Origin of the sequence: Candidatus Arthromitus sp. SFB-rat-Yit (assembly GCF_000283555.1) — a bacterium.
Lineage (GTDB): Bacteria > Bacillota > Clostridia > Clostridiales > Clostridiaceae > Dwaynesavagella.
Genome location: NC_016012.1, coordinates 341,069 through 363,436 on the forward strand (window position 1 = coordinate 341,069; position 22,368 = coordinate 363,436).

Sequence of the window (22,368 nt, forward strand, 5' to 3'; positions counted from 1 at the left end):
ATGAGATTAGGCTGATAATGTAATAATTATATATAATTAATTATGTAATTAACAGGAGGTTACAAAGTAATGTATTATTCAAGTGGAAATTATGAGGCATTTGCAAGGCCTATTAAACCTGAGGGTGTTGATAATAAATCTGCGTATCTTATTGGATCGGGTCTTGCATCTTTAGTAGCTGCATTTTATCTTGTTCGTGATGCTCAAATGAAAGGAGAAAATATCCATATACTTGAAAAAGATCCAATTCCTGGAGGAGCGTGTGATGGATTCGATTATAAAGGTATTGGATATGTAATGAGAGGAGGACGTGAAATAGATAATCATTATGAAATACTTTGGGATGTATTTAGATCCGTACCTTCTATTGAGATTGAAGGAGCATCAGTTCTAGATGAGTTCTATTGGCTTGATAAGAAAGATCCAAATTATTCTTTGAGACGTGCTACCGTAAATAGAGGTGAAGACGCAAAAATGGAGAATAAATTTGGATTATCAGATAAGGCATCATTACAAATAATGAAATTATTTTTTACTCCAGACGAAGACTTATACGATAAACCTATAACTGATTATTTTGATGATGAGGTTTTAAAATCTAATTTTTGGTTATATTGGAGAACTATGTTTGCATTTCAAAACTGGCATAGTGCATTAGAGATGAAATTATATATAAAGAGATTTATACATCATATAGGAGGAATGCCAGATTTTAAAGCTGTAAGATTTACTAGGCGTAATCAATATGAATCAATGATTCTTCCTCTTATCAAATATTTGGAGTCTCATAATGTTGATTTTCAATATAATACTAAGGTAGTTGATGTTGAATTTGATATTCAGCCGCACAAAAAGCAAGCAACTTCGATAAAAATATTGAGAGATGGTAATGAAGAAGAAATAAAATTAACTGAAAATGATTTATTGTTTATAACAAACGGTGGATGTGTTGAAAATTCATCAATTGGTTCTCAAAATACTCCAGCAGTACTTAATTCTGAGATTAAAGAAGGTGGTGGCTGGGATATGTGGAGAAGAATCTCAGTTAAAGATCCATCATTTGGTAATCCTGATAAATTTTGTTATGATGCTGAAAAAAGTAACTGGATGAGTGCAACAGTTACAGTACTTGATGATAAAATTGTTCCTTATATAAGAAATATTTGTCAACGTGATCCATTTTCAGGAAGAGTTGTAACAGGAGGAATTGTTACTGTAAAAGACTCTAAATGGTTACTTAGTTGGACATTTAATCGTCAACCTCAATTTAGAGAACAACCTAAGGGTCAATTAGTTGGGTGGATTTATGGACTATTTAGTGATGTAGCTGGAGATTATGTAAAGAAACCTATGAGAGATTGTACTGGTAAAGAAATTTGTATGGAGTGGTTATATCATTTAGGTGTTCCTGAAGATCAAATAGAGGATTTAGCTGAGAATCATGCTAATACTGTTCCTTGTATGATGCCTTATATTACTGCATTTTTCATGCCAAGATCTAAAGGAGATAGGCCTAATGTTGTACCAACGGGATCTGTAAACTTTGCATTTATTGGACAATTTGCTGAAACTGAAAGAGATACAATTTTTACGATAGAGTATTCAGCAAGAACTGGTATGGAATCTGTATATACTTTATTAAATGTTGACCGTGGGGTTCCAGAAGTTTGGGGAAGTACCTTTGATATAAGAGATTTAGTAAATGCAACTTATTGTATGAGAGATGGTAAGAAGATTACAGATATGAAATTGGGATTTAAGGAAAATATCGCATTAAAGGAATTACTTAAGAAGATATCTGGAACTGATGTTGAGAAGTTGTTGAAAGAATATAAATTAATATAGAACATATATTCTGGGTAGTACTTATGTGCTACCTTTTTTATTTTAAGATTGGAAATATATTGAAAACTATTGATTTATGTTTAAAAATAATTAAAGATATATGTAATATTAATTATAAAAATAAAGATTGAGGTATTTTGCATGAAGAACATATTGGTTACAGGTGCTACTGGTTTTATTGGTAGTCATACAAGTGTTGAACTTCTAGAAAATGGGTATAATGTAATAGGTATAGATAATTTATATAATTCATATAAAGATGTCTTATTAAAAATAGAGAAGATTACGAAAAAAAGTATCAAGTTTTATGAAGGGGATATTTTAGATTATACTCTTTTAAAAAAAATATTTAAGGAAAATAGAATAGATTGTGTTATACATTTTGCAGCACTTAAGGCTGTAGGAGAGTCTGTTGAAAAACCTATGGAATATTATTATAATAATGTTTCGGGAACTTTAAACGTTTTAAATTGCATGAAAGAATTTGATTGTAAGAATTTTATTTATTCATCTTCTGCAACTGTGTATGATAAGGATAATTCTATTCCTTATTTAGAGAATTATAAAAAATCTGCAACAAGTCCTTATGGATATACAAAAATTATGATTGAACAAGTATTAAATGATATTTATGTAGCCGATAACGATTTTAGTTGTGTTATGCTTAGGTATTTTAATCCAATTGGAGCTCATAAGAGTGCTTTAATAGGAGAAAATCCAAAAGGTATACCAAATAATTTGATGCCTTATATATGCGATGTTGCGATGTCTAAGAGGAAATTTTTGAATGTATTTGGAAATGATTATGATACTATAGATGGAACAGGTGTTCGTGATTATGTTCATGTTGTTGATGTAGCTAAGGGTCATGTGGAAGCTATGAAATATGTTTTAGTATCGAGAGGGAACATAGGCATTAATTTGGGTACAGGAAAGGGAACAAGTGTTCTTGAGCTTGTTAAGTGTTTTGAAAAAGTTAGTGGTAAGAAAATAAATTTTAAAATATGCCCAAGGAGAGATGGTGATATTGGAGAATTTTATGCAGATACAAATAAGGCTAAGGAAATTTTAGGGTGGGAATCTAAATTTGATATAGAGGATATGTGTTTAGATTCATGGAATTATATTAGATTTAATACTTAGTTTAGATATGATTTTATAATTAAGTTAAAACTATTTTAGAGGAGGAAAAAATTGGATAATATAAATAAAAAGAAGGAATTTATTATTAAATTTATATATTTTTTAATAATATTAGGTATTATATTTTTCATATTTAAATATGCTCTACCACTATTATCTCCATTTATTTTTGCATTTTTAATTTCTATGGCTCTAAAAAGGCCAGTTGATTATATATCAACTAAGTTTAAAATAAATAGGAAAATTATCGGTGTCATAATGTTATTATTTGTATATATATTCATTTGTATAATATTAATATTTTTTGGAACTAAAATATTTCAGTATATTGGAGGTATTTTCCAAAAATTACCTGATATATATACGTTTAACGTAGAGCCTGCACTGAATATTATCATATATAAAATACAAGATATAATACCTGATATAGCTAATTTCATTAATTTAGAGGATATAAATAAATATATAATGAATATTGTTAATTTAATCTCTTTATCAGCGGTTGATGCAATTACATCTATTGCAACCAAGATACCATCTTTTTTGGTAAAATTTATTTTTGCAATAATCTCATCGTTTTTATTTACTTTAGATTATTATAGATTTACTGGATTTGTAATGAGGCAATTCCCAGAGCGTATACAGCATATAATTTTAAATATAAAAAGAAATATTTTTGGTACTATATTTAGACTTATAAAGGCTTATTCTATATTATTGACGTTAACATTTATTGAGCTTAGTATAGGGCTTATTATTTTTAATATACCAAATGCTATATTACTTGCAATTGTCATAGCGATTTTAGATATTTTACCGGCGATCGGAGTTGGAGGTATACTTATACCTTGGGCTGTAATTGAATTGATGAAAGGAAATTATAATTTAGCAATAGGATTAATTGTTATTTATGCAATTATTACAATAATTAGATATATATTAGAGCCTAAAATTGTCGGCAACCAAATAGGACTTAATCCAATTGTTACTATTATAAGTATGTTTCTCGGAGCACAATTGCTTGGATTTTTAGGTATATTTATTCTTCCTATAATTGTAACGATTATAAAATATTTAAATGACACTGGAACAATTAAAGTATTTAAGTAACTTTATTAATTTTAATTTTTATTAGGGGTGGTTAGTTTTGAATAAGGATGATTCTTTGCTATTTAAGATTTTCAATTTTAAAAAAACATGCACAAATGTTGATGGATTAATTGGGAAAACGGCATTAGTTACTAAAGACATTGATAATATTCAATCGACCGGAGAAGTACGTATTAATTATGATTATTGGGGAGCCATAAATTATGATGGAGATAAAATTATAACTAAAGGAACTAAAGTTGAAATTTTAAATATAAAGGGAGTTAAACTTATAGTAAGAGAAATTAAATAAGAAGGGGTTTTAAGAAGTGGCTTTAATGGTTACTATTTTATTATTCATCGTTGTAGTAGCACTAATTTTTGGATGTGCGGTGGTAGTACCGCAGGCCTATATTTATGTAATTGAAAGATTTGGAGCATATTATAAAACTTTTGAGGTAGGTATACATTTTAGGATACCATTTATAGATAATATAGCTAAAAAAATATCAATTAAAGAGCAGGTAATAGATTTTGATCCTCAACCTGTGATAACTAAAGATAATGTAACTATGATGATTGATACTGTGGTATTTTATCAAGTTACTGACCCTAAACTTTATGTATATGGAGTGGAGCATCCTATTTTAGCAATAGAAAATTTATCTGTAACGACACTTAGGAATATAATAGGAGATCTCGAATTAGATGAAACTTTAACATCTAGAGATATTGTTAATGGTAAGATGAGATCTATATTAGATCAAGCAACGGATTCTTGGGGAATAAAGATAAATAGAGTTGAGCTTAAAAATATAATACCACCACAAGAAATACAAGATTCTATGGAAAAACAGATGAAGGCGGAACGTGAAAGAAGAGAGCTTATACTTAGAGCGGAAGGAGAAAAGAAGTCTGCAATACTAAGAGCGGAGGGAGAAAAGGATGCTGACATTCTTAGGGCAGAGGGAAAAAAACAAGCTGCAATAAAGGAAGCAGAAGGTAAAGCAGAATCGATATTACGGATTCAAAAGTCACTTGCAGAGAGTATAAAATATATGAATGAAGCAAATCCAAGCGATAAGGTATTATCACTTAAAGCATTAGAATCATTAGAAAAAGTTGCAGATGGAAAGGCAACAAAGATAATAATACCTTCAGAGATTCAGAATATAGCTTCACTTACAACTTCTTTAGCAGAAATCTATAATTCGACAAAGGAATAATAAAGTGTATTAAGTGTCAGCCTATAATTTTTATAGGTTGATATTTTTTTTGTAAAGTATTATATTTAGAGATATATTTGGAAATGAGGAATTATATTGGACGATTTAAGAAATATTTTAAACGGAATAATTTTAGGTATATCTAATATTATTCCTGGGGTTTCTGCGGGAACTATGTTAGTTATTTTAGGTATATATGATAAATTAATAAAATCTATATCGGGTATATTTAAAAATTTTAAGAAGAACTTTAGGTTTTTGTTTTTCATAGGACTTGGAATGTTATTGGGTGTATTGCTTTTCAGTAATATTATATCTTATCTTTTAAGTAGATACCCTTGGCAGATGAATTATTTATTCATAGGACTTATTTTAGGCACGTTTGGTATTTTATTTAAGGCAGTCAAACAGTTTAATCCAAATAAATCAACTTATATATTTTTTATAATAACTTTTTTGATTTTAGTGAGTATTAGGTTCGTTAAAGTACCTGAATATAGTCAAAATATTATAACTAATTTGAGCTTTGAAAATATCATTATAATTTTTATTAGCGGATTTATGGCATCGAGTGCAATGATAATTCCAGGATTAAGTGGATCGTTTATTTTAATAGTTTTTGGCATGTATAATTCTGTTATAAAAGCTGTATCTGATCTTAATATTTTGATATTAATTCCATTTGGTATTGGAGTAGTATTAGGATTTTTATTTATGATTAGAGTAGTTGAGTATCTTTTGAGGGTTTTTGAAGTTCAAACATATATGGCTATACTTGGTTTTGTTGTGGGATCACTTATATTAATTTTTCCAGGATTCGAATTTTCGGTTGTAGGGTTAACGTGTATAGCATCTTTAATTGTTGGATTTTTAATATCTTATTTTATATGTAAGATTGATAAAGGTAAGGAGCATGCAAAATAATTATATAAATGAATTTATTTTAAAAATTTAAAAAGACTACGTCAATTAGAGGCGTAGTCTTTTTTCTTTGAAGGATTTTAAAATTATAAATGATAATATTAGGCTTATCCCTACTAGTATAAAGGGCAGTTTAAACCATACGTTGAACAATAATCCGGAGAGAATTGAACCTAAAAATGATCCTATTGCTTTGAATCCATTTTGGAGTCCCAAGAGCTCGCTATGATTTTGATTTGAATTTTCGAGTAAAACTGATTGTATGGTAGGGGTTATTAGAGTTTGCGTTGCTATGAATATTAAAAGAAATATGGAGGTTATATATTGATTTTTTGTAAGCATTGAGATTATTATGCTTGATCCACATAATAATATTGCAAACATATATATTGATTTTGAGTTAAATTTTTTTACAATAATAGGGATTATTAATAAATTTGTAATTATAGTAAATGCACCTGTTGATCCAAGTATAAGTCCGTTTATGCTTGTTGGTAGATTTAAAACATCCTCAACGTAATAACTGATTGTAGATAAGTATCCTTGAATGGATAAGAAGGTTAAAATCATTATAATTAGTATTAAGTATGTGAATTTATTTGATTTTTTGATTTCTTTTAAGTATTTAAAGTTTAAGATTTTAAATTTAAATTTCAAATCATTATTTTTTATAGTATTGTCTTTAAAGAATATGATTATAAGAATTATAGAGAATACACATATTATTATTTGAACAATGAAAGTTAATCTATAGTTGGTTACACCTAAATTTCCACCAATTAAGGATCCGATTATCATACCTAAACTATTGGAAGCATTAAAGTAAGAAAACCTTTTTAACTTAAGATCATTTGGAGTTATGGATGATACATAGGACATACTTGATACAAAGTAACCTGCAATAAATATTCCTGATATGATTCTTGCAATGAGTACATTTATGGAATTTGGGAAGAATCCAAATACTATTTGTCCTATAGTATATCCTATAAGAGATATTATCATAGGAATTTTTTTACCATATATGTTGCATATTACACCAAATGTTGGGGATGTGATAAATGTTGATAGATTAAAACATCCAGTGAGCAAACCAAAATAAAATGTAGGTAAATAATTTTCATTTATAAGTTTTGGAGTTACAGGGTGTGCCATGTTTAATGCTATGTATATAATCAAATTAAGTATAGAAATTTTTACAAACTGTTTGTTATATTTATCCAATCGTGATTCCTCCTAAAATAATTATGGAAGTTATTATATATTATCATAAAAAAATTGATAACTATATGATTTTAGGAGTAATATATTTTTAAAAAATTTTTTTAAAAAGTAAAACTAATTAGTGGTTATCCTTATTTAAATATAGGATATATGCATTTACAATATATGTATATATGATGTAATATCATTGGAAGTAGAGGTTTTGATTAATATTTATAGAAATGCGAAAAATTATAGAAAAATATGGAGGTTAATTTAAATGATAGTTTCGTATCCTGCAGTATTTTATAAGCTTGAAGATGGGGCTTATAGTGTAGCATTTCCTGATTTTGGAGTTGCAACACATGGAGAAGATTTGGAAGATGCTACAAGAATGGCAATTGAATGCTTAGCATCTCGAATAAAATGTCTTAAAGAATACGATGAAGAAATTCCAAAACCAACTTTAGATTTAAATTTAGTTGAGGTTGATGAGAAGGACGGAGAGGATGATTATATAGAAGCAACTAAGCAAATAATAACAGTTGATGTAGAAGAGTATGCTAGAAAGCATTTTGATAAATCAGTAAAGAAAAATTTAACTATACCTAAGTGGATGAATGACTTAGCTTTAGAATTAAATATAAATTTTTCTAAGACGTTACAAGATGCTTTATTAGATGAGATTAATCGTAAAAGAAGAGAAATTGCGATTGATGAAGAATAGTATGTTGTTAAAAATGATAATAGATAATTTAATGGAATAAAAAAATTTGGGTGAGTGTATTTGGAAATAGAAGTTAAAATTTTAGATATAGATATTTGTGATATTAGAAAAAAAATTTTGGAAAATAATGGAGTTCTTGTTAAAAAGGAAAATCAAATTAATAAGTTATTTGATTTTCTAGATAATAGACTTTTAAAAAATAATGGGTATGCTAGAATTAGAATTATTGAAGATATGATTACGGGTAATGATTTTTATTATATGGCAACTAAAATAAAGTTATCGAAAGATGATGATGCATATAAGGTCATGGATGAGCAGGAAGTTGTGATTAATAGTTCAGAAATTGGAGAAAACATATTTAAGGTATTGGGATTATCCCTTAAAAATGAAATTAAAAAGTATAGAGAGAGTTATAAAATAGATAATGTTTTAATTGAAATTGATATAAATGATAAGGATTTCTACCCTAATCCATATATAGAAATAGAGGGAGATAATATCTCAGAAATAGAAGAAGTTGTGAAGAACTTGGGTTATAGAATGGAGGATACGACTTCAAAGAGTATTTTTGAGATTATTAGAGAATCTAAAAAATAAAATTGATTAAGAAAAAATATTTTTATATAATTATTTTGAGTAGAATATTTATATAGGTTAATCAAAAATTAGTTTTGATTATTAAAAGGGAAATAGGTTAAATTCCTATACGGTCCCGCCGCCGTGATGTGTAGCGTTTATTTGTATACCACTGGATAATTTCTGGGAAGGTTAATAAATGCGATGATACTAAGTCGGAATACCTGCCTATGTAATTGGCTTATAGCTTTACGGAGTATGAGGTTATTTGCGTAGATTCATTATAGATTATTTTTTATAGTGTATGTTTGCGTTTAAATAATATTGCCTTGTGGAGATATGGCCATGAGGCGTTTTTATTTTTTAAAAGGGGAGGATATTATGAGATTTTTAAAAAAGATTTTGTTATTTACGAGTTTTATATTTATATTTTTTTTATTTGTTTCCTGCAAGGTAAATATGAATGCAGACTTAAAACAAAATTTAGACATTAGAATTGTTTCATTAGCACCTTCAAATACAGAAATTTTAGTTGGATTAAATTTAGGAAATAATATTATTGGAATTGATCAGTATTCTAAGGGGATTAATGGATTGAATGAAAATATTCAGGTATTTGAAATTGGTGATCCTAATATTGAGGCTATACTAAAACTTAATCCTACGCATTTGATATTATCAGGATATACATCAGAATTATCTAGATATGTAGAACTTGAAAAAAGTGGAGTTAATGTTATAAATATAGATACTCCAATAAGTGTTCAAGGAATATATGATTCTATCAAGTTGATTGGTAAGAGTTTTAATAAAGATGATGAAAGTTATGAGATGATTAAATCACTTAAGAGTGATATTGAGAGTATTACAAAAGATAATAAAAATGAAAAAGTAAGTGTTTATTTTGAAATTTCAAAGGCTCCTTATCTATATAGTTTTGGAAGAAATACATATTTAAATGAAATTATTGAATTATCTGGTGGAAAAAATATATTTAAGGATTTAGAAGGATGGATTTCTCCGAACGAAGAATCTGTTATAAAAAATAATCCGCAAATAATTTTTACAAATGTAAATGATGAAAGTAATATTTATGAGATAAAAAATAGAGTTGGATGGGAAAATGTAGATGCAGTTAAAAACAATAGGATTTATTACATTGATAAGAATATGTCTTCTAGAGCATCCCAATTTTTTATAGGTGCTTTAAGGGAAATTGCGAAGTATATAAGAGATTACAGTAATGAAAAGTAATATTTTAATTAGATTTATATTTGTCATTGTGATTTCATTTATAGCTGTTACCTTAGGATTAATAATTGGAGGTGGAGCTGATAACTTAGAAAATATTTTTAGGATAATTTTACATAAATTGTTTGGTATGAATTTGAAAGAAAGTATTTCACCAACAGAAGTTAGCATTATCTGGAATATAAGGTTTCCAAGAGTATTATTAGCTTTTATGGTTGGAGGAATGTTATCTGTTAGTGGAGTTATTATTCAGTCTGTGCTTAGAAATCCATTAGCATCCTCCTATACTATGGGAATATCTTCAGGTGCTTCCCTAGGAATTGGAATTTTTACAGTAGGGAATATTTCATTTTTAGGGTATGATACATCTCCGATAGTTGGGTTTGTTTTCTCGGTTTTAAGTATATTATTTGTTATAAGTTTATGTAGAAAATTTGATAAGAGTATGTCAAATAATACAATAGTACTTGTTGGTATGGTAATGTCTTTATTTTTAAACTCAATTTTTATTCTTATAACATCTATTAGGCATGAGAGTTTATCATCTATAATTGTTTGGCAACTTGGATCATTTTCTTCAAGAGGATGGGAATATATTTTTTCAATTATTCCATGTTTAATTATAGGAGTAATTTTAGCGATATTTTATAGTAAAGAGCTTGATATTATAACTTTTGGAGATGATATGAGTAAATCTGTTGGAGTAAACGTATCTAGAATAAAAATAGTCATGTTAATACTTGTTTCCATATTAACTGGAGCGAGTATTGCAGCTAGTGGAGTTATAGGTTTTATTGATTTAATTGTTCCACATATATCGAGGAAATTATTTGGATCAAAGCATATTGTAGTTATATTATCTAGCTTATTTATTGGTGGGATTTTGATGGTGCTTTTTGATATTATATCTAGAACTATAATTTATCCGGCAGAAATTCCCATAGCTACGATTAATGCACTAATAGGTACGCCTATATTTTGTTATATTTTCTTTAGGGAATATAGGAGGTAATAAAAATTTTAGAAGTTTCAAATTTAAGTTATTCTTATGATAAAGATTTTAAAATATTAGATAATATTAGTTTTTCTCTTAAAAGTGGAGAACATTTGAGCATAATAGGATTAAATGGATGTGGTAAATCGACATTATTAAAATGCATATGTAATTTTTTGAATTATGAAGGAAGTATAAAAATTAATGAGTTAGAAGTTAAAAAATTTAAAAATAGAGAGCTTTCAAAAAATGTTACTATTTTATTCCAACAAACCGATATGTATTTTGATTATAAAGTTTTGGATGTTGTAAAGTTCGGGAGATATAGTAATTATAAAAAATGGAAATTTGTGCGAGAATATGATGAAGATTTAGACATCATATTAAAAAATATGGGAATATATCATTTGAAAAATAGATTTATGAGCGAGCTATCCGGCGGAGAGAAGCAGAGAGTTTTTATATCTAGGATTTTATACCAAGACCCATACATAATTTTATTAGATGAATTTAATAACAATATGGATTTGAAAACTCAAATTTATATTATAGAAAATTTTAAAGAAATTTTTAAAGACAAGATAATTTTATCAGTTTTTCATGATTTAAACATAGTAAGGAATTTAAATACTTTGGTAATGGTACTTAAAGATTGTAAAGTTTATAAATATGGAGATGTTGATAACATATTTAATAAAAATGTATTAAAGAGTGTATATGGAGTAGATGTTGAAAAATTTATGATAGACTCCCTTAATAAATGGAATAAAAATATATAGTTTTAATTAACGAAGGAGGTAATTAATGGTGATAGTTGTTGGTGGTATGATTGGTCTTGGTAAGACAAGCGTTTCAGAAATCATAGCAAAAGAATTAAATTCTAAGGTATTTTATGAAAGCGTGGATGATAATCCTATTTTACCACTTTTTTATAGTTCAACAGATGAGGAGATAAAATTAAATAGATATCCATTTTTGTTACAATTATTTTTTTTAAATAAGAGGTTTAAATCTATAAAAGAAGCACTTATTGGTGAAAATAATGTATTAGATAGAAGTATATATGAAGATTGGTATTTTTGTAAGAAAAATATGGAACTTGGAAGAATTTCAGAACTTGAAATGAGTGTGTATGAATCTTTATTAAATAATATGATGGAGGAACTTAAAGAACTTCCAAAGAAGAGTCCAGATTTATTTATATATTTAAAGGGAGGTTTTGATACAGTTATAAACAGGATAAACAAAAGAGGTAGAACTTATGAGCTTGATGAAAAACTTGTAGATTATTATAGATATATTTGGGAAGGGTACGATGATTGGATGTATAATATATATAAAAGTTCTCCAGTTTTAACTATTGATATGGACAAACTAGATGTTGTAAGTAGTGTTGAAGATAGAAATTATTTAATAAGTGCCGTTAAAGAAAAATTAGAATTAGTTTAGTATTTTTTTATATATTATCAAAATGATGATGAAATTGTTTTTGTATATGGACGTTTTAGATAAGATATTTTATAATGTTGTAACAACACTTATATATTTTGATTTTAGGAGGGAATTATAATGAATACTCCTCATATTAACACTGGTGGGAATAAGATTGCAGAGAGTATATTATTACCTGGAGATCCGCTTAGATGTAAGTTTATTGCAGAAAATTATTTGACTGATGTAGTACAATTTAATTCTGTAAGAAACATGCTTGGTTTTACAGGGAAGTATAAAGGTAAGGAAGTTTCAGTAATGGGGACAGGAATGGGAATGCCTAGTATAGGTATATATTCCTATGAACTTATAACTAAATTTGAAGTAAAGAATTTAATTAGAATTGGTAGTTGTGGAGCGATACAAGAGAACTTAAAATTATATGATATAGTTATAGGGCAAGGAGCATCAACTAATTCAAATTTTGCATCTCAATATGGACTTCCAGGAACATTTGCACCTATAGCATCTTATGAATTGTTATTTAAGGCTGTTGAATCTGCAAATAAGCTAGGTATCCATGTAAATATAGGGAATATACTTTCATCAGATATTTTTTATGATGATAATAAAGATTCATATTTATTATGGAAAAAGATGGGAGTATTAGCTATTGAGATGGAAGCAGCAGCATTATATATGAATGCGGCAAGACTTGGAGCCAAAGCACTTTGTATATTAACAGTAAGTGATAGTATAGTAAATCATGAGGAAACTACAGCTGAAGAAAGGCAAACTGCATTTCATAAAATGATGGAGATTTCTTTAGATATGATATAGCATTTTGTTATCAATATTAAAATACATAAATATTTTTATAGATCCCTATTTTTTAATAGAGGATCTGTTTTTTATATTTGTTATAGCTAATATAAAATATAGTGTAATAACTGGTATGACAAAATATATTAAGGAAATGAGTAATCTGATTTTATCAATAACTTTATTTTTCAAATTATATAGATGGTAATGAAATATATCATATTTTTAATTATATCTCAATAATAATTGATGTGTGCATTTTTATATAAAGAGAATATATAAGCAATAAATAGGAGCTAAATAGTTAGTGTTATATTTATGTAGTTTAATAATTGCTAATATATATATATATATATTCTTATATATTTTTAGATTTAAAGTATTGGATTTTATAAAAAAGTTTATATTTAGATTAGTACCAGAATTATTTGTAGTAATTTATATAAGTTTTTTTATGATAAGTATAATTAATTCTAAAATAATTAATTCTTTAAGTAAAACCCAAATATATAATGTTGCTAATCAAATAAATAATATATTCTTTCATAAATTTTATGATTTAACATTGTTTGATTTTATCGTAATATTATTATGTATTTATTTAATTTTTATTATTATTATGACTTGTTTTAAAAAGGGTTATATAAATAAGCTTAGGTATTTGAAATGTACAATAGTGTATAAATATTTTACTGAAATAAAGGTTGTAGTTATAATATTCTATATTGTTTATCTTGTGCTATTATATATATCAAGAGAATATTTTATATATGATTTTAGTCATTATATGGGAATATTTACGATATTTAATATATACTTTACTTTGGATTTATTTCTAATGATGATTGAGCTTGAGTTTTTGTTATTACCAGATTTATTTGAAAATAAAGTAAGCAAATTCAGTAAGAAAAGTTTTATTAAAGATGATAATTATATTATATATGATTTTAATATGATGTTTGACGAGAAGAAACATTTATTTGTAGAATTGTGTAATTATTTAAAATATTATCATAAAGAGCCATTAACTATATGTATAGATGGTGAATCAGGGGTTGGTAAAAGTACTTTTTCATGTGTATTGCAGAAAGAATTAAATAGGAATTATTACGTATTTAATATTAATAGTCTTATATTTACAGAGAATAATAAATTAAACGATTATTTTAATTATGTAATAGAAAATTTATTTAAGGCATATGGGATATATAATTCTAAATCTCTGAAAAATTATATGAATATAATAAATTATGTCATGAATGATAAAGTGTCAAATTTGGTTAATTATTTTATGAACGATAAAATTCAAAAAAATTATTTTGAAATCAAAGATGAAATAAATAGCTGTATAGTTAAGATATTTGGAAATAAATCTAAATCAAAGATGAAAAAAGGAATTATATTTATAATAGATGATTTAGAGAGGATTTATAACGATTCTCAAATAGTAAATATATTAATTTTTTCCCAATATATATTGGGATTTGATTATATAAAATTTATTTTAGTAACAAACTTAGAAATATTGAAAAATAAGATAGATAACCAGTATTTGGATATGTTTATACACAAAATATTTAAGATAGATAGTACAAGTACCAATGATATATTATCCAAATATTTTGGAGAATTAAATAAAATTAAGATACATGATAATGATAATTTAGATATATCTGTTTGGTTAACACATTTATTTGATATAGAATTTGATAAATATATTAAAGAGTTCGGAGTATATCTTTATAATAATGTGAATTTAGAATATTATATATTGAAAAAGAAATGGATAGAGTATAAGCGAATATTATTAGAAGATTTGAAAAATAGAGGATTATTAGATAGTAATAATAACATTACATTTAATTTTAAGAATTCTGGATATGAAATGATAAGTGAATATTATAATTATATATATATTAAAAAGTATTTTTTAGGTGATAATAGAGAGATAATTTTAGATAATATATATAATTTAATAAAAGATGAATGTATTAATATGAATTTATACGATGACGAACAAGTTATAGCCATATGGATATATATGGAAAAAAATAATCAATTATCGAGTTTTCTTAAATTCAATATAAATCATTATCGAGTTTATAAAAATTTAACTTTATATAAAAATAATATGAATAAAGTAAATTATTTAATAGATTTGAAATTAGATAATAGTCCTAGAAATTTGAAAAGGCAAGTTTCATTTTTCTTATATAGTTTTGAAAAATTAGATAAGTATTTATGTGAATTTAAAGATAATAAAAATTTTTGTTATATTTTAGATATAGTTAACCAAAGAGATTTTATATTATTTTTTATGGTAATATGTTTTTTTAGGGTATCGAATTTTATAGTTTATGATTCTTATGATAATAGCCGTAAATCTGATACTATAAATATTTTGAGTATATATAGATTTATTATATCAAATTATGAAATTCTTAAGGGGTATTCTGTAAAAGGTATTACATCATTTGTATATGATAATATAGATAAAATAGATATAGATAAGTATATAAATTTAAAGGGGTTTGATAAAGATATAAATTATATATATTTATGTTTTTATATACAAACCTATATATATAAGAAATTAATATTAGAAGATGTTAATGAAGAGTGTTTTGAAATATTAGTTAAGTTTATATGTAATTTAATAAGTGTTTAAAAATAAGGTAACTATATAAATTAGTTACCTTATTTATATATAATTTAAATTTTGTATTAAATTGTTAAATTATTTTTTTAAAAATTAATAAGTAGTGATGTTAAATTAGTATATAAATTCATTGATTTTCACAAAATATGTTATGAGCTTTTTAATTTTGTGGGAGAAGTATTGATTATTATGGGACTTAATATTTTAGATAGGTTAATAGAATATGCTATAATAGATATTTTTGAGGATACTAAGCTTAAAATTTTGGGGTTTCCATATAAATGTAAGTTCGTGAAGAGAAGAGAGCAAGATAATTTTTACATAAAAGATGCAGTGCTTAATTTTACTATGATGACTCAAAAAAATAAGATCATACATTTTGAATTTAAAAAAGAATATTTTTATAATGATATATATAAGTTTCTAGTATATTCATCATTTCTCATATATGAAAATAAGTATGATTATGAATTAGTTTTAGTTTACCCACAGAGATCTCGTAAAATAGTAAAAAATATGGCATTTACATCTCTAAGATTTTTTTATACAGATATGTATTTAGATTGTTTTAATGGAGATAAGATTTTAATGAAATTATCAGCTAAGGCGGCTAAAAAGAAGAAGTTTACTGATGAAGAGTATTTGATACTTTCTCTTACTCCATATATGTATTCAAAGAGAGAGAAGATAACATTGATACTTGAAGGGCTAAGGTTAGCAAATGATTTGAATACAAAAAAAAACATAGTGTTATTATAATAATTTTAATTTTAGCAGAAAGTTTTTTAGATGAGTCTGATATGTATAAGGTGAAGAAGGAGATAAAGATGTATAAGATTGGGAAGATGATATTTGAAGAGGGAATGAAGAGTGCATCTAATGATGTTGAGAGGGAAATTTCTGGTAGAATGATACGAAAAGGTAAGAATCAAGCTAAGGTAGAACTTGCTGTTGAAATGATGAAAAATAAAGAAGAATTGAATAAAATTATTAAATATACTGGATTTACTAAGAAAGAACTTGAAAAAATTTACTATACATTTAAATAATAACTTGGAATGCTTATTCCAAGTTATTTTTTATGTAAATTTAAGGTTTAAGTTATATAATTATATATATAATTTTAAAAAGGATGTTTGTTTATGAAAATATTATTGGCTGAAGATGAGAAAGAGCTTTCTAATGCTATTGTAGCTATTTTAAAACATAATTATTATTCAGTTGATTGTGTTTATAATGGGGAAGATGCTTTAGACTGGATACTTAATGACGAATATGATTTGATAATTTTAGATATTATGATGCCTAAGATTGATGGGTTGAATGTATTAAAAATTTTGAGAGAAAAAAATGTGGATGTACCTGTGTTAATATTAACAGCTAAAGGAGAAATAGATGATAGGGTTATAGGTCTTGATCTTGGTGCAGATGATTACATGTGTAAGCCTTTTGATATTAAGGAGTTTTTAGCTAGAGTTAGAGCCGTTATTAGGAGAAAGCATGGAGTTACATCAAACAATTTGGAATTTAATAATATGTTTTTAAATAAACAAAGCTTTGAATTATCATATGAGGATAAAGTTGTTAGACTTGGTAATAAAGAGTATCAAATGATTGAGATGTTTATGAGTAATCCAAATGTTATAATATCTAGTGAAAAATTTATGAATAAAATATGGGGATATGATTCTGAAGCTGAAATTAATGGGGTTTGGGTTTATATTTCTTATTTGAGGAAAAAACTTATTTCAATTGGTTCTCCTGTAGAAATTAAAGCTTTTAGAGGCATTGGATATAAACTTGAGAGTAAGAGTGATAGTTAATGGTTGATAGATTGCAACGTAAATTTATGATAATTACATCAACAACACTATTCTTTGTGTTATTTATCTTTATAATTACTGTAAATTTAATCAATATTATAAATGTTAATACTAAATCAAATACTTTGTTAGAGTTGATTACAGAATATGATGGTAATTTACCTAAGGGATTTAGGGGGGTTAATCCTTCAAATCCATATGATTTTAATGGATTTTATAAAAATGATTTTAATGGAATTGTTCCTCATAATACATATTTTTCTGCGAAAATTTTTAATGATGGACGTATTTTTGTAAACATTAAAAATACGGATTCTATAGATTTGTTAGATGTGAAGAGTTTGGCTGAAGATGTAATTAATCTAAATAAGTATAAGGGATATAAGGGGATTTATAAATTTCAGGTGTTAGATGCTTATGAATATAAGCTTGTGTCTTTTTTAGATTTAAGTAGTGATATATCTAAACTGATTGATTTTGGTATTATTTCGGTGTTTGTAGTTATTTTATTTGTTTGTATATTTGGTATTATTTTGAATTTTGTATCTAAATATGCAATTAAACCATTTGTAGATAATATGGAAAAACAAAAAATATTTATAACTAATGCGGGACATGAAATTAAAACACCTCTTGCCATAATTTTGGCTAATACTGAAGTTATGGAAATGTTTAATGGTGAAAATGAGTGGACAAAAAGTACCATAAATCAAGTTAAACGTTTAGATGGTTTAGTGAAGAGATTATTATCTTTATCAAAAATGGATGAAAATAATTTTCATATTAATAGGAAGGAAGTTCAATTTGGGAAAATTGTTTTAGAAATAATAAATGATTTTGAGGTATTCTCTAACAGTAAAAATTTGAGAATTGTCACAAATGTTAATGAAGGTTTAATTTTTAATTGTAGTGAGGAAGATATACGTGATTTAGTTTCTATTTTGATGGATAATGCTATTAAATATAGCGATGAATTTGGGGAGATTGAGGTTTTTTTGAATTATAAAAGCGGAAAGATAGAATTTTGTGTTTCTAATACTTTTAATAATAATGTAAATGGAAATATGAATTATTTATTTGATAGATTTTACAGAATGGATAATTCGAGATCACGTGAAACAGGAGGGTATGGACTTGGTTTATCTATTGCTGATTCTATAGTTAGAAATCATAAAGGAAAGATAAATGCTTTTTCAAAAGATGGAAAGATAAATTTTAAAATATTGTTTAATAAATAAGATCCACTTTATTATGAGTGGATCTTATATTATTTTTTAAATTATTTATATGTTTAAAGCTGTTTTAAGGTTTATTTTGTAAACTGTTTTATGTAAAGGAGAGGACATTATGAAAACTTTTATGAGATATGAGAAGAAGTATATGTTAACTGAAGAAAAATATTTGAGGTTAATGGATGTTTTTAAGGATAAGATGGAAGATGATATTTTCCCAAGATCTAGTATATGTAATATATATTTTGATACTTCAAATTTTCAACTTATAAGGAATTCTTTAGATAAACCTGTATATAAAGAAAAATTGAGAATGAGAAGTTATGGAGTTCCAAATAAAAATTCGTTTGTGTTTGTAGAACTTAAGAAAAAATATGATGGTGTTGTTTATAAAAGACGTGAAAAAATGCACATATGTGATGCGGAAAATTATCTTTATTTTAATAATTATCCGAAAAATGACACTCAGGTAATTAGAGAAATAGATTGGATGATGAATCATTATAAAAATGTAATACCTAGTATGTATATTTCTTATGATAGAATTGCCATGCGTGGGATTTATGATAACGATTTAAGGATAACTTTTGATAAAAATATTTTGTATAGAGATTATAATCTTGACCTTAAGAGTGGTATATGGGGAGACAGAGTTATTAGAGAAGATGAATATTTAATGGAGATAAAGATTAGTGGAGGAATGCCTTTTTGGCTTTGTAGGATTTTAACGGATTTGAGTATTTATCCTACATCTTTTTCTAAGTATGGAGTTGCTTATCAAATTAATAAAGGATATAGAGAATGTATTTGTAAAGATCTTTCATGTGGTAGTAGAGAATTTGCTTGTTAAAAAATTTAGTTTGGGGGAGTGTGTTTAAAATGTTTAATTGGGTTTTTGATTCTATTTTAATTGAAAATGCATCGTCTAATATTTTGGGTAAAAATATTTTAATTTGTATGAGTGTATCGATTATTCTTGGATTTTGTATTGCTTATATATATATGTTTAGGAATGTTTATTCAAAAGGTTTTATAGTTACACTTACGCTTATGCCAGCGGTTGTTCAATTAGTTATTATGCTTGTTAATGGTAATTTGGGTGCTGGTGTTGCTGTTACTGGAGCATTTTCACTGGTAAGATTTAGATCAGCACCTGGGAGTGCAAAGGAAATAATTAGTATATTTATAGCAATGGCAGTTGGGCTTTCAACCGGTATGGGATATATTGGGATAGCAGTTTTATTTGTTATTATTATGGGGGCTTTAAATATTTTATTAAATGCTACAAAATTTGGTGAGGGTCCCCCACGCCAAAAGACACTTAAGATAACTATACCAGAGTCATTTGATTATACAAATGTATTTAATGATATATTTGATAAATATTTAAAGAGTTGGGAAATTTATCAGGTTAGAAGTATGAACATGGGTAGTTTATTTAAGATAGAGTATAAGATAGTTATAAAAAATTCTATAAATGAAAAAGAAATGATTGATGATATTAGATGTAGAAATGGAAATTTAGAAATTATAATTGGTAAAAATTTACCTTCTAGAGAGGAGCTGTAATATTATGAAAAAATCTAAGTTATTACAGGCTGTTATTTCTGGTATTATATTATTTTCATTTAGTGGATGTGGTACAACCAATACTAGTGCAAGTCTCAATGCATCTCAAAATGTATCGAATGAAAATAATAATTCATCAGTAAATTTGAGTACGAGTTCAAATTCATCGACAGGACTTACTCAATCTGTAATAAAAAAGGAACTTAATGTTAAAGATTATGAAGTTGATTATGATGAAAATTTATCAACTAAAATTAATCTATCGGATGGTCAAATAAATTATAGTGGTACAGGGGTATTGGTTAACGATAAAACTGTTACTATTAATAAGGCTGGTACTTATGTTTTAAGTGGGAATATGGAAAATGCTCAGATAATTGTTGACGTTAATAAAACAGATGATGTTAGAATTATTTTAAATGGTATTAATATTCATAATGAAACAAGTGCAGCTATTTATGTAAAAAGTGCAGATAAGCTTATAATGACTTTGAAAGAAGGAACTACAAATATATTAAGTGGAGGAGCTAATTATGTAAATATAGATGATAATAATATTGATGGAGTTATATTTAGTAAGGATGATTTAACTATAAATGGTAATGGAGAGTTAAAAGTCACATCTAATTATAAGCATGCTATAGTATCTAAAAATGATTTAAATATTGTATCTGGTACATTTAACATAATATCTCAAGATCAAGGTCTTTCTGGAAAAGATTCCGTGAGAATTTACGGTGGTATATTTAATATAAAATCAAATGGTCAAGGGATTAGGTGTAAGAATACAGAAGAATTAGAGAAGGGGAATATTTATATTGCTGGTGGAAATTTTGAAATTGAAAGTGTACAAGATGCTATAAATGCGACAGGAAGTGTTGTTGTAGATGATGGAAATTTCAATATTAAAACAGATGATGATGGAATACGTGCAGATGTTGAGGCTATTATAAATTCTGGGGATATAAATATTTTGAAATCTTATGAAGGTATCGAGGGATATAGGGTAATTATAAATGGAGGTAATATTAATATTACGTCAAGTGATGATGGTATTAATGCATCTAACCCTAATGTAACACGTAGTGAAACTATGGATAGACATAATTTTACAACAAACAATAATGCTCCGAAACCTCCAGATGTTAATAATGATACTAATGTAGATAATACTCCTACTAATCATCCAAATAATACTACATTCAATGCAGATAATGTTCCTGCACCACCTCCTGAGGGGGATAATAATGGATTTAGTGGGAATAATCGATTACAACAACCTCCAAATGGCGGAATGATGGGAGGTAGAGGGGGCATGATTGCTGATGAAAATGTATATATAACAATTAATGGAGGGAATTTAGTTATAGATGCTAGTGGAGATGGTATTGATTCAAATGGAAATATAACTATAAATGATGGTAATATTTTAGTATCATCTAATCCTGGAAATGGAGAAAATGCTATTGATTATGATGGTAATATTACGGTTAATGGAGGAATTCTAATTGGGGTTGGGGGAACTCCTATGAACCAGAATATAAATGAAAATACTAAACAACCAGTTATATCCTATACAGCTCCAAGTGGAAATGAGAATGAAGTTAAACTTGTAAATTCAAATGGAGATGAAGTAGTATCGTGGAAGGCTCCTAAGTCATATAGTTCTGTTTTAATAACCCATCCAAATTTGAATTTAAATAATAAATATACTTTGATATCAGGTGGAAGCAGCACAGAAATTACACTTGAGAACGTATTAACAACAAATATAACACGTGGAAATGGTGGAAGAGGTCAGAGACCAAGATCTGATGGATTTGATAATCAAACAGTTGCACAATAAAGAGAGTA

22 protein-coding genes and 1 riboswitch are annotated in these 22,368 nt (G+C 26.4%); of the genes, 21 read left to right on the forward strand and 1 reads right to left on the reverse strand.

The window, feature by feature from the left end; genetic code table 11:
• Nucleotides 1-69: 69 nt before the first annotated feature.
• The 6 genes from RATSFB_RS01565 to RATSFB_RS01590 all read left to right on the forward strand — a co-directional run bounded on the left by RATSFB_RS01565 (nucleotide 70) and on the right by RATSFB_RS01590 (nucleotide 6,227).
• Complete coding sequence (locus RATSFB_RS01565; protein WP_014094306.1) at nucleotides 70-1,845, forward strand: oleate hydratase; 1,776 nt, start codon at nucleotides 70-72, stop codon at nucleotides 1,843-1,845.
• Nucleotides 1,846-1,986: 141 nt separating this feature from the next.
• Nucleotides 1,987-2,988, forward strand: a complete 1,002-nt coding sequence (gene galE, locus RATSFB_RS01570) for a UDP-glucose 4-epimerase GalE (RefSeq protein ID WP_014094307.1) — start codon at nucleotides 1,987-1,989, stop codon at nucleotides 2,986-2,988.
• A 51-nt stretch (nucleotides 2,989-3,039) separates the two neighbouring features.
• Entirely contained in the window at nucleotides 3,040-4,098 is a 1,059-nt protein-coding gene (gene ytvI, locus RATSFB_RS01575; protein ID WP_014094308.1) for a sporulation integral membrane protein YtvI, read from the forward strand.
• A gap of 37 nt (nucleotides 4,099-4,135) precedes the next feature.
• Complete coding sequence (locus RATSFB_RS01580) at nucleotides 4,136-4,390, forward strand: NfeD family protein (RefSeq protein WP_044035486.1); 255 nt, start codon at nucleotides 4,136-4,138, stop codon at nucleotides 4,388-4,390.
• A 25-nt stretch (nucleotides 4,391-4,415) separates the two neighbouring features.
• Nucleotides 4,416-5,303, forward strand: coding sequence for an SPFH domain-containing protein (locus RATSFB_RS01585; RefSeq protein ID WP_044035620.1), 888 nt, complete (start codon nucleotides 4,416-4,418; stop codon nucleotides 5,301-5,303).
• Nucleotides 5,304-5,399: 96 nt separating this feature from the next.
• Nucleotides 5,400-6,227, forward strand: a complete 828-nt coding sequence (locus RATSFB_RS01590; RefSeq protein ID WP_044035487.1) for a DUF368 domain-containing protein — start codon at nucleotides 5,400-5,402, stop codon at nucleotides 6,225-6,227.
• Nucleotides 6,228-6,272: 45 nt separating this feature from the next.
• Here the strand turns inward: RATSFB_RS01590 and RATSFB_RS01595 are convergent, their stop codons facing one another.
• Nucleotides 6,273-7,448 (reverse strand): MFS transporter, encoded by a 1,176-nt coding sequence (locus tag RATSFB_RS01595; RefSeq protein ID WP_044035488.1) that lies wholly within the window; start codon nucleotides 7,446-7,448, stop codon nucleotides 6,273-6,275.
• Between the two features lie 259 nt (nucleotides 7,449-7,707).
• Here RATSFB_RS01595 and RATSFB_RS01600 point away from each other — a divergent pair, with 259 nt between their 5' ends.
• From RATSFB_RS01600 to RATSFB_RS01675, 15 genes are all read left to right on the forward strand, one after another.
• Entirely contained in the window at nucleotides 7,708-8,154 is a 447-nt protein-coding gene (locus tag RATSFB_RS01600) for a type II toxin-antitoxin system HicB family antitoxin (protein WP_014094312.1), read from the forward strand.
• A gap of 60 nt (nucleotides 8,155-8,214) precedes the next feature.
• Nucleotides 8,215-8,754 carry a class IV adenylate cyclase gene (locus RATSFB_RS01605; RefSeq protein WP_044035489.1) on the forward strand — a complete coding sequence of 180 codons (540 nt, stop codon included), beginning with the start codon at nucleotides 8,215-8,217 and terminating at the stop codon, nucleotides 8,752-8,754.
• Nucleotides 8,755-8,791: 37 nt separating this feature from the next.
• A riboswitch (cobalamin riboswitch) is annotated at nucleotides 8,792-8,979 on the forward strand.
• A 135-nt stretch (nucleotides 8,980-9,114) separates the two neighbouring features.
• Entirely contained in the window at nucleotides 9,115-9,987 is an 873-nt protein-coding gene (locus RATSFB_RS01610) for an ABC transporter substrate-binding protein (protein ID WP_014094314.1), read from the forward strand.
• Nucleotides 9,977-10,996: a FecCD family ABC transporter permease gene (locus RATSFB_RS01615; RefSeq protein ID WP_014094315.1), complete on the forward strand. Its 1,020-nt coding sequence runs from the start codon at nucleotides 9,977-9,979 to the stop codon at nucleotides 10,994-10,996. The genes RATSFB_RS01610 and RATSFB_RS01615 overlap by 11 nt, the downstream gene beginning before the upstream one ends.
• A 65-nt stretch (nucleotides 10,997-11,061) precedes the next feature.
• Entirely contained in the window at nucleotides 11,062-11,757 is a 696-nt protein-coding gene (locus RATSFB_RS01620; RefSeq protein WP_083832985.1) for an ABC transporter ATP-binding protein, read from the forward strand.
• Nucleotides 11,758-11,782: 25 nt separating this feature from the next.
• Complete coding sequence (locus RATSFB_RS01625; RefSeq protein ID WP_014094317.1) at nucleotides 11,783-12,427, forward strand: deoxynucleoside kinase; 645 nt, start codon at nucleotides 11,783-11,785, stop codon at nucleotides 12,425-12,427.
• A gap of 120 nt (nucleotides 12,428-12,547) precedes the next feature.
• Nucleotides 12,548-13,249 (forward strand): purine-nucleoside phosphorylase, encoded by a 702-nt coding sequence (gene deoD / locus RATSFB_RS01630; RefSeq protein ID WP_014094318.1) that lies wholly within the window; start codon nucleotides 12,548-12,550, stop codon nucleotides 13,247-13,249.
• Between the two features lie 289 nt (nucleotides 13,250-13,538).
• On the forward strand, nucleotides 13,539-15,899 hold the full coding sequence (locus RATSFB_RS01640; RefSeq protein ID WP_014094319.1) for a P-loop NTPase fold protein: 2,361 nt from the start codon (nucleotides 13,539-13,541) through the stop codon (nucleotides 15,897-15,899).
• Nucleotides 15,900-16,079: 180 nt separating this feature from the next.
• Nucleotides 16,080-16,649 carry a hypothetical protein gene (locus tag RATSFB_RS01645; RefSeq protein WP_014094320.1) on the forward strand — a complete coding sequence of 190 codons (570 nt, stop codon included), beginning with the start codon at nucleotides 16,080-16,082 and terminating at the stop codon, nucleotides 16,647-16,649.
• Between the two features lie 68 nt (nucleotides 16,650-16,717).
• Nucleotides 16,718-16,939, forward strand: a complete 222-nt coding sequence (locus RATSFB_RS01650; protein WP_242821406.1) for a hypothetical protein — start codon at nucleotides 16,718-16,720, stop codon at nucleotides 16,937-16,939.
• Nucleotides 16,940-17,032: 93 nt separating this feature from the next.
• The gene (locus RATSFB_RS01655; RefSeq protein WP_014094322.1) at nucleotides 17,033-17,713 is read left to right on the forward strand and encodes a response regulator transcription factor; all 681 of its coding nucleotides are present in this window, start codon (nucleotides 17,033-17,035) and stop codon (nucleotides 17,711-17,713) included.
• Nucleotides 17,713-18,951 (forward strand): sensor histidine kinase, encoded by a 1,239-nt coding sequence (locus RATSFB_RS01660; RefSeq protein WP_014094323.1) that lies wholly within the window; start codon nucleotides 17,713-17,715, stop codon nucleotides 18,949-18,951. Before RATSFB_RS01655 ends, RATSFB_RS01660 begins: the two co-directional genes overlap by 1 nt.
• Before the next feature lie 109 nt (nucleotides 18,952-19,060).
• A complete protein-coding gene (locus RATSFB_RS01665; RefSeq protein WP_014094324.1) occupies nucleotides 19,061-19,795 on the forward strand; it encodes a polyphosphate polymerase domain-containing protein in 735 nt (244 codons plus the stop codon).
• Nucleotides 19,796-19,824: 29 nt separating this feature from the next.
• On the forward strand, nucleotides 19,825-20,514 hold the full coding sequence (locus tag RATSFB_RS01670; protein WP_014094325.1) for a DUF4956 domain-containing protein: 690 nt from the start codon (nucleotides 19,825-19,827) through the stop codon (nucleotides 20,512-20,514).
• A 4-nt stretch (nucleotides 20,515-20,518) separates the two neighbouring features.
• Entirely contained in the window at nucleotides 20,519-22,360 is a 1,842-nt protein-coding gene (locus RATSFB_RS01675; RefSeq protein WP_014094326.1) for a carbohydrate-binding domain-containing protein, read from the forward strand.
• Nucleotides 22,361-22,368: the final 8 nt, after the last annotated feature.